The organism is Rubellimicrobium mesophilum DSM 19309 (genome assembly GCF_000600335.2).
In the GTDB taxonomy this organism is placed as follows: Bacteria; Pseudomonadota; Alphaproteobacteria; order Rhodobacterales; family Rhodobacteraceae; genus Rubellimicrobium; species Rubellimicrobium mesophilum.
On the sequence record NZ_KK088636.1, the window covers coordinates 1 to 9,121 of the forward strand.

Here is a 9,121-nt window from a genome sequence, read left to right on the forward strand (position 1 = left end):
CCCGTGCCGGCTTGGCCGCCGGACGAGGTGGCCTCCGGGCGCGAGCCGCGGCGTGGCTTTCCACGCGCCAAGGCTGACGGCCCGGACCAGCCGGCGCGGACCCTCGGGCGGGGGTCCGCGTCCCCGGCTCCCGGCTGTCGCGCATCGCCCGGCGCCGGAACCTCGGGCAGGACCTCGGCCCCTGGACCGCTGCCTGCCCCGCCCTCGATTCCCCGGACCCTGTCCGGACGGCCTCCGCGTCGTCAGAAGCTGAACGGCTCCACCGTCAGCCTCTTGCCCAGCGTCATCGCGTCCGCGACGTGCGTCATGGGCGACAGGTCCACGTCGATGGCCCTCTGGTCCACCAGCTCCGCCATCCGCGCATAGAGCGCCGGGTATTCCTCGATCTCCGCCCCGGGCATCTTCTCCCCGTCCACCCAGAGCTCGTTCCCGCCGAACTTCAGCACGACCCTGGTCCCCTCGGCGGTCTCGACCTCGATGTCCCAGGACGGGTCGCCCTTCTGGAGCCAGTCGAGGTCCATCGAGACCCCGCGCGAGAACTCGATCCGCGCCGCGATCGCCGTGTAGCGCCCCTCGGGGAAGTCCAGCTCCGCCCGCGTCACATGGACAGGCTCCGGCAGGATCTCCGTCAGGATCGACAGCGCGTTGATCCCCGGGTCGAAGACCCCCATCCCGCCCGGCTCGAACACCCACTCCTGCCCCGGATGCCACTGCCGGACATCCTCCTTCCAGGTGATCTGGCCGCGCGTCACTTCCTTCCCCGCCAGCGCCGCCTTGGCCCCGGCCACGCCCTTGCCCATCCGGCTGTGCCAGGTGGCAAACAGCGCCACCCCCTTCTCCTTCGCCATCCCCACGAGCGCCTGCACCTCCGCCAGCGTCTGCCCCGGCGGCTTCTCCATCATCACGTGCCGCCCGGCCAGCAGCGCCTTGCGCGCATACTGGTAGCGCGCCATCGGCGGCATGCAGAGCGACACCATCTCGATGTCCGGCCGCTCCTCCAGCATCACGTCGAAGTCGCGGAAGATCGGGATGCCCTCCACGCTCCCCGCGCGGGAGACAGTGGCCGCGAGCTCCCAGTCCGGGCTCTTGTCGATGGCGGGCACGTGCTGGTCGTGGGCGATCTTGCCAACCCCGACGATGCAGACTTTCCGGTTCGTCATGTCCTGTCTCCCCAAGGCCCCCGCCCCACCTGGGACGGGGGTCCCGCCCGGCAACCCCTAGTGCGAGTCCTTGCCCACCGGCGCGCCCCGGCAGCCCTTGAGGAAGTCGAGGTCCGCCCCCGTGTCCGCCCCCGTGACGTGCAGGTGGTGGAGCCAGGCATAGCCCCCTTCCGGCACCGCCGCCGCCGGCCTCCAGCCCTTGAGCCGCTCCGCGATCTCCGCGTCGGAGAGATCCAGATGCAGCCGCCGGTTCGGCACGTCGAGCTCGATCATGTCCCCGTCCCGCACGATGGCCAGCGGCCCCCCGGCCGCCGCCTCGGGCGAGGTATGCAGCACCACCGTCCCGTAGGCCGTCCCCGACATCCGCGCGTCCGAGATGCGGACCATGTCGGTGATGCCCTTCCGCAGCACCTTGGGCGGCAGCCCCATGTTCCCGACCTCGGCCATCCCGGGATAGCCCTTGGGCCCGCAGTTCTTCAGGACCATCACGCAGGTCTCGTCGATGTCGAGCGCCTCGTCGTTGATTTTGGCCTTGTAGTCGTCGATGTCCTCGAACACGACCGCCCGGCCCCGGTGCACCATCAGCTCCGGCGTCGCGGCCGAGGGCTTCAGCACCGCCCCGTTGGGCGCGAGGTTCCCCCGCACGACCACGATCCCGCCCGACTGCGTCAGCGCCCGCTCCACCGGCAGGATCACGTCCGGGTTGTGGTTCTGGACGTCCTTGACCTGCTCCCACGCCGTCTCGCCCGACACCGTCAGCGCATCGTCGTGCAGGAGCCCCGCCTCGCCCAGCCGCTTGATGACGACCGGCAGGCCGCCCGCGTAGAAGAACTCCTCCATCAGGTACTGGCCCGAGGGCATCAGGTTCACGATCGTCGGCACGTCCCGCCCGCAGCGGTCCCAATCGTCGAGGCTCAGGTCCACGCCCACACGACCGGCGATCGCCAGCAGGTGAATGACGGCGTTGGTGCTCCCCCCGATGGCCGCGTTCGTCCGGATGGCGTTCTCGAAGGCCTGCTTCGTCAGGATGTCCGAGGGCTTCAGGTCGTCCTTGACCATCTGCACGATCCGCCGCCCGGACATCTGCGCGATCACCCGCCGGCGCGAATCCACCGCCGGGATCGCCGCGTTCCCCGACAGCGCCATCCCCAGCGCCTCGGCCATCGAGGCCATCGTCGAGGCCGTCCCCATCGTGTTGCAGGACCCGGCCGAGCGGCTCATCGAGGCCTCGGCCTCCAGGAAGTCCTCCTGGGTCATCAGCCCCGCCTTCACGGATTCCGAGAACTTCCACAGATGGGTGCCCGACCCCACCCGCTCGCCCCGGAAGTGGCCGTTCAGCATCGGCCCGCCCGAGACGACGATGGCCGGCAGGTCGCACGACGCCGCCCCCATGATGAGCGACGGCGTGGTCTTGTCGCAGCCCACCAGCAGCACGACCCCGTCGATGGGCTGGCCCCGGATCGTCTCCTCGACGGCCATCGCCGCGAGGTTGCGGAACATCATCGCCGTCGGCCGGAACGTGCTCTCCGACACCGAGAACACCGGCACCTCCACCGGAAAGCCCCCGGCCTCGTAGATGCCGTTCTTCACCTTCTGCGCCAGGATATCGAGATGCGCGTTGCAGGGGTTGAGCTCGGACCAGGTGTTCAGGATGCCGATGACGGGCCGCCCGTCGAACATGTCGTGCGGGTAGCCTTGGTTCTTCATCCAGCCGCGGTGGTAGATGTTGTCGCGGGAGGTCCCGCCCCACCACTCCTGGGAACGCAGCTTCCGGGGCCAGGGCGCAGGGGTGAAGGCCATGATGATCTTCCTACAGTTGGCGGACCTGGGCCACGCCCCGGTCCTCGTCGATGGCAAGGGGGTTCCGAAGGGCCAGCCCGAAGGCCGGCGCCTCGATCTCGAAGACGTCGCCCGGCTCGGCCCGGACCTGGTCGGCGAAGCTCAGCGTCGCGGTCCCGAACATGTGGACGTGCACGTCGCCGGGCTGGCAGAACAGCGGGTACTTGAAGTGGTGATGCTCCAAGTTGGCGAAGCTGTGGCTCATGTTGGCCTCGCCCGACAGGAACGGCTTCTGCCAGATCACCTCGCCCTTGCGGCGGATCCGGCTCTCGCCCCGGATGTCGGAGGGCAGCTCGCCCACCAGGATCTCCGGGCCGATGCTCGCGGGCCGCAGTTTGGAATGCGCCAGATACAGGTAGTTGATCCGCTCGGTCACGTGGTCCGAGAACTCGTTGGCCAGCGCCCAGCCCACCCGCGCGGGCGCGCCGTCCGGCCCGATCACGTAGATGCCCGCGATCTCCGGCTCCTCGCCGCCGTCCAGCGCGAAGGCGGGCGACACCAGCGGAGCCCCCGGCGCCGCGACATGGAAGCCGTTGCCCTTGTAGAACCACTCCGGCTGCACGCCGGGCAGGCTCTCGGGCTTGCCCTCCTCCAGCCCCATGCGGAACATCTTCATGGAGTCGGTGGCATCGTCGGCGTTCGCCTTGGCGTGCATCGCGCTGCGGGTCGAGGCGCTCCCCAGATGGGTGAGCCCCGTCCCCGTCAGGTGCAGGTGCGCCGGATCGGGGTGGTCGATGGGCGCCAGCAGCGTCCCCCGCTCCGCCTCCGCGACAAGGTCCACGGCCTCGCCCAGCCCATGCGCGGCCACCGTCTCGGCCAGCGTCCGGTTCTGGGCCAGGGCCTCCATCGCCAGCTCGCGGACCGAGGTGGCCCCCTTCACCAGCGCCGCCTCCGACCCCTCGCGCGCGACGACGCCGATCCCCCCATCGGGGCGCCTGATCTGCGACAGCAGCATCCCAGCCTCACTTGCTCTTGTTGTAGACGTCGAAGATCACCGCCGCGAGGAGCACGAGCCCCTTGATGACCTGCTGGTAGTCGATGCCGATCCCCAGGATCGACATGCCGTTGTTCATCACGCCCATGATGAAGGCGCCGACGATGGCCCCGATGATGCGGCCCGAGCCGCCGGTCATGGAGGCCCCGCCGATGAACACCGCCGCGATCACGTCGAGCTCGAAGCCCACGCCCGCCTTGGGGGTGGCCGAGTTCAGGCGCGCCGTCACCACCATGCCCGCCAGCGCCGCCAGCACGCCCATGTTGACGAAGGTGAAGAAGGTCAGCCGGTCGGCGTTGATGCCCGACAGCCGCGCCGCCTTGAGGTTGCCCCCGATGGCGTAGACCCGGCGCCCCAGAGTCGTGCTCTCGGTGACGAAGACGTAGAGGATCGTCAGCACCGCCATCCAGACCGCGACGTAGGGGATGCCCCGGAACCCGGCGAGCTTCCAGCCCACGAAGACCAGCGCCGCCGCGATGATGACGTTGCGGATCCAGAAAATGCCGCTGGGCTCGGCCGCCATGCCGTGCGCGATGTTGCGGCTCCGTGCCCGGAGACCCAGCACGACCACCACGAGGGCCGCCACGATGGCCACGACCAGCGCCGTCCAATTCGGCTGCCGCTGGAGGGACTCGATGTCCGGCACCGCGCCGGCCAGCAGGTCCGGCACGAAGCCGGTGGAGAGCGCCTGGAACGACTTCTCGAAGGGCCCGATGTTCTGCCCGCCTAGGAGCCACAGCGTCAGCCCCCGGAACACCAGCATCCCGGCCAGCGTCACGATGAAGCTCGGGATGCGCCAGTAGGCGATCCAGTAGCCCTGCGCCGCGCCGATCAGGCCGCCGACGACCAGCCCCGCCGGGATCACGGCGTAGACCGGCCAGTCCAGGTTCACGGTCAGCACCGCCGCCACCGCCCCGGTGAAGGCCGCGACCGAGCCGACGCTCAGGTCGATGTGCCCCGCCACGATGACGAGAAGCATCCCCAGCGCCATGATGATGACGTAGCTGTTCTGGAGGAACAGGTTGGTGATGTTCTGCGGGTTGAGGAAGTCGACCCCGATCTGCGCCCGCACCACCGCGACGAAGAACACCACGATGGCGATCAGCGCCAGCAGCATCCCGTATTCGCGGAGGTTCTCGCTCAGGTAGCTGAGGCCCCCGCGCGGGCTGCCCTCGCCTTCGCGGGTCCCGCCGACTCCGCGCTCGCCCGGCCCCAGCCGTGCGCCGTCGTTCACGTCAGCCATGGGCGGCCTCCATCTCAAGCGATTCCTGCTTCTCGTGCTCGCGCACGATCAGCGACATGATCCTCTCCTGGCTCGCCTGCGCGATCGGCAGCTCGCCCACGAAGGCCCCCTCGGCCATCACATAGATGCGGTCGCACATCCCCAGGAGCTCCGGCATCTCCGAGGAGATCATCACGACCCCCGCCCCTCGGCGGCGAGCTGGTTCATGATCCCGTAGATCTCGAACTTCGCGCCCACGTCGATGCCCCGCGTGGGCTCGTCGAGGATCAGCACCTTCGGCTCGGTGAAGAGGAGCTTCGAGAGCAGCACTTTCTGCTGGTTGCCGCCCGACAGGTTCACGACCCGCTGGAAGACGTTGGGCGTGCGGATGTTCATGGCCTTGCGGAAGCGCGACGCGACCTTCTGCTCCGCCGCCTCGTCCAGCACGCCGCCCTTCGACACGCCGCGCAGGTTGGCGAGCGAGATGTTCCGCACGATGGGCTCGTCGAGGATCAGCCCCAGCGCCTTGCGGTCCTCCGTGACATAGGCGAGCCCCGCCTCCAGCGCCTTGGGCACCGTCGAGACGTCCACGTCCCGCCCGCCGATCCGCACCTGCCCCCGGATGTCCCGCCCCCAGGAGCGGCCGAAGATCGACATGGCGAGCTCGGTCCGCCCGGACCCCATCAGCCCGGCGATGCCGACGATCTCGCCCTTGCGGACGGAGAAGTTGATGTTCCTCAGGAAGTCGCGGTCGAGGTGCTCGGGATGCCGGGCGCTCCAGCCCCTGACCTCCATCAGCACCTCGCCGGGGTTCCTCGCCCGCTCCGGGTAGCGGTGCGCCATGTCGCGCCCCACCATGTCCCGCACGATGCGGTCCTCCGACACCTCGCCCTGGCGCGCATCCAGCGTGGAGACCGTGGCCCCGTCCCGGATCACCGTGACCCGGTCCGCCACGCGCCGCACCTCGTTGAGCTTGTGGGAGATGATGATCGACGTCACCCCCTGCCCCTTCAGTTCCAGCAGCAGGTCGAGGAGCTTCTGCGAGTCGTTCTCCTGCAGGGCCGCCGTCGGCTCGTCGAGGATCAGCAGCCGCACGTTCTTCGACAGCGCCTTGGCGATCTCCACGAGCTGCTGCTTGCCCACGCCCAGGTCGATCACCGGCGTCGTCGGCGACTCTCGCAGCCCCACCTTGGCCAGCAGCTCGGCCGTCCGCCGGTTCGTCTCGCGCCAGTCGATGACGCCGCCGCGCGCCCGCTCGTTGCCCAGGAAGATGTTCTCGGCGATGCTGAGGAGCGGCACCAACGCCAGCTCCTGGTGGATGATGACGATGCCCGCCGCCTCGCTGTCGTGGATGCCGCGGAACCGCGCCTCCTGCCCCGCGAAGAGGATCTGCCCCTCGTAGGACCCGTGCGGATAGACACCCGAGAGCACCTTCATCAGCGTGCTCTTGCCGGCGCCGTTCTCGCCCACCAGCGCGTGGATCTCGCCCTCGCGCACCTCCAGGGTCACGTTGTCCAGGGCGCGCACGCCGGGGAAGGTCTTGGAGATGCCCCGCATCTCGAGGAGGACGGCCATGGCGGGTTCCTTCGGCCCAAGGACAAGAGGGGCGCCCGCGCGAGACGGGCGCCCCCGAAGGTATCAGCTCACTGGAGCTGGTCGGCCGTGTAGTAGCCCGAGCCCACGAGGGTCTCCTCGTAGTTCGACTTGTCCACCGGCACGGGGACGAGCAGGTAGGACGGCACGACCTTGACGCCGTTGTCGTAGGTCGTGGTGTCGTTGATCTCGGGCTCGCCGCCCTGGAGAACGGCGTCCACCATGCCCACGGTCACGCGGGCGAGCTCCCGGGTGTCCTTGAACACGGTCGAGTACTGCTCGTCCGCGAGGATCGACTTGACCGAGGGAACCTCGGCGTCCTGGCCGGTGACGCAGGGCATCGGCAGGTCGGCCGCGCCGTAGCCCACGCCCTTGACCGACGACAGGATGCCGATCGACAGGCCGTCATAGGGCGACAGCGCGCCGTTGAGCTGCTTGTCCGCGTAGTTGGTGGACAGGAGGTTGTCCATGCGCGCCTGGGCGACCGCGCCGTCCCAGCGCAGGGTGCCCACCACGTCCATGCCGGTCTGGCCCGAGGGGATCACGATGTCGCCCGCGTCGATCATCGGCTGCAGGACCGACATGGCGCCGTCGTAGAAGAAGAAGGCGTTGTTGTCGTCCGGCGAGCCGCCGAAGAGCTCGACGTTCCAGGGCTTCGTGTCGGGGAAGCGCGACTTGAGGCATTCGACCAGGCTGTTGGCCTGCAGCACGCCCACTTGGAAGTTGTCGAAGGTGGCGTAGTAGCTGACGTTCTCGGTGTCGCGGATCAGGCGGTCGTAGGCGATGACCGGGATGCCGGCGGCGGCGGCGTTCTCCAGCGCCGAGGACAGCGTGGTGCCGTCGATGGCGGCGATCACCAGCGCGTCCACGCCCTGCGAGATCATGTTCTCGACCTGGGAGAGCTGCGTGGGGATGTCGTCCTCGGCGTATTGCAGGACGGTGTCGTAGCCGGCGGCCTCGAACTGCTCGACCATCGAGTTGCCGTCCGAGATCCAGCGCGCGGACGACTGGGTCGGCATGGCGATGCCGATTGTGCCCTTGCTGTCCTGCGCCCAGGCCGGGTTGAAGGCACCGGCCGCGAGCGCGGCGAACGAGATCGCGGCCAGGGCCGCGCGACGGGTCGTCATGGATTGTCCTCCCTTTGGGCCGCACGTTGCGGCGGCCACACCCAAAGCGTCGAGGGCCGCCCCAAAGCCGCCCCCTTGGCCCGCGCACCATGGCGAGCCTTGCCGTAGGCGTCAAAGCGCAATATCCGGCAACTCGCATAACAAAGCTGGTATGAATGGACGGCTCCCTGGACGGCTCCGGGCGGCTCCTGCGCCGGGGCCTCAAGCTCGCGCACCTGCGCCTCATGGCCGCCCTGGGCGAGACCGGCGCCATCGGCCTCGCCGCCGCGCGGCTCGGGGTGACGCAGCCCGCCGCCTCCCGCCTCCTCGCCGAGGTCGAGGACCTCGTCGGCCGCCCGCTCCATCTCCGCTCGGGGCGCGGCATTGTCCTGACGCCGGAGGGGCAGGCGCTCGCCCGCCGCGCCGCCCGGGCGCTCGCCGAGGTCACGAGCGCCGAGCGCGAGATGGGCGACCTTGGGCGCGGCCTCTCGGGCCATGTCCGCCTCGGCGCCGTCACCGGCCCCGCGCTCGACCGGGTGCTGCCCGCGCTCCGCGCCGCGCGCCTCGCGCTCCCCAATGTCACCACCGAGGTCGAGGTCGCGCCCTCCGAGCCGCTCGCCGACCTCCTCCTCGCTGGACGCCTCGACTTCGCGCTCGCCCGCCTGCCCGAGAATCGCGAAGCCGCCCTCTTCGACCTCGAGCCCCTGGGCGAGGAGCAGGTCGAGCTCGTCGCCCGCCCCGGCCACGCGCTCGCCCGGCGGCGGGAGATCGCCCCCCGCGACCTCCTCGACTACGACTGGGTGCTGCCCGGCCCGGGGACGCTGCTGCGCCGCACCGTCCTCGAACGGCTCGCGTCGCTCGGCCTGCCGCCCCCGCCCGGGCGCCTCGCCACCTCGTCCTTCCTGCTGACCCTGGCGCTCCTCCGAGAGTCGAACGCCATCGCCCCGCTCGCCAGCGCCGTCGCCCGACGCTTCGCGTCCGGGCCCGAGGCCGGGCTCGTCGTCCTGCCCCTCGACCTCGGCATCGTGGTCCCCGCCTTCGGCCTGATGACCCTGCGCGGCGCCCGCCTGACCCCTGCGGCCGAGCGCCTGCGCGACCTCGTGCGGACGCAGGTGCCCTGAGGCCCACGTAGGGCGGGGTTCACCCCGCCACACCACGCTCGGGCCGGGCGCGCCGCTGTCGGGCCGGGGCTGGCGGGGGGGACCCC

General features: G+C 70.2%; 6 protein-coding genes and 1 pseudogene. 1 reads left to right on the plus strand and 6 read right to left on the minus strand.

Going from position 1 to position 9,121, the window contains the following annotated elements:
- Positions 1-242 precede the first annotated feature (242 nt).
- From RUMESO_RS22615 to chvE, 6 genes and pseudogenes are all read right to left on the minus strand, one after another.
- Positions 243-1,160 carry a Gfo/Idh/MocA family protein gene (locus RUMESO_RS22615; protein WP_037284146.1) on the minus strand — a complete coding sequence of 306 codons (918 nt, stop codon included), beginning with the start codon at positions 1,158-1,160 and terminating at the stop codon, positions 243-245.
- A gap of 57 nt (positions 1,161-1,217) precedes the next feature.
- Positions 1,218-2,960, minus strand: coding sequence for an L-arabinonate dehydratase (araD, locus tag RUMESO_RS22620; RefSeq protein WP_037284149.1), 1,743 nt, complete (start codon positions 2,958-2,960; stop codon positions 1,218-1,220).
- 10 nt (positions 2,961-2,970) lie between these two features.
- Positions 2,971-3,954, minus strand: a complete 984-nt coding sequence (gene araD1 / locus RUMESO_RS22625; protein WP_037284152.1) for an AraD1 family protein — start codon at positions 3,952-3,954, stop codon at positions 2,971-2,973.
- A 7-nt stretch (positions 3,955-3,961) separates the two neighbouring features.
- Positions 3,962-5,236, minus strand: a complete 1,275-nt coding sequence (mmsB, locus tag RUMESO_RS22630) for a multiple monosaccharide ABC transporter permease (protein ID WP_082484590.1) — start codon at positions 5,234-5,236, stop codon at positions 3,962-3,964.
- Positions 5,229-6,790: pseudogene (mmsA, locus tag RUMESO_RS22635) on the minus strand (multiple monosaccharide ABC transporter ATP-binding protein). Before mmsA ends, mmsB begins: the two are co-directional and overlap by 8 nt.
- A gap of 68 nt (positions 6,791-6,858) precedes the next feature.
- Positions 6,859-7,935, minus strand: a complete 1,077-nt coding sequence (chvE, locus tag RUMESO_RS22640) for a multiple monosaccharide ABC transporter substrate-binding protein (RefSeq protein ID WP_037284155.1) — start codon at positions 7,933-7,935, stop codon at positions 6,859-6,861.
- A gap of 155 nt (positions 7,936-8,090) precedes the next feature.
- Here chvE and RUMESO_RS22645 point away from each other — a divergent pair, with 155 nt between their 5' ends.
- Positions 8,091-9,035: a LysR family transcriptional regulator gene (locus tag RUMESO_RS22645; protein WP_037284158.1), complete on the plus strand. Its 945-nt coding sequence runs from the start codon at positions 8,091-8,093 to the stop codon at positions 9,033-9,035.
- The last annotated feature ends 86 nt before the right edge of the window (positions 9,036-9,121 follow it).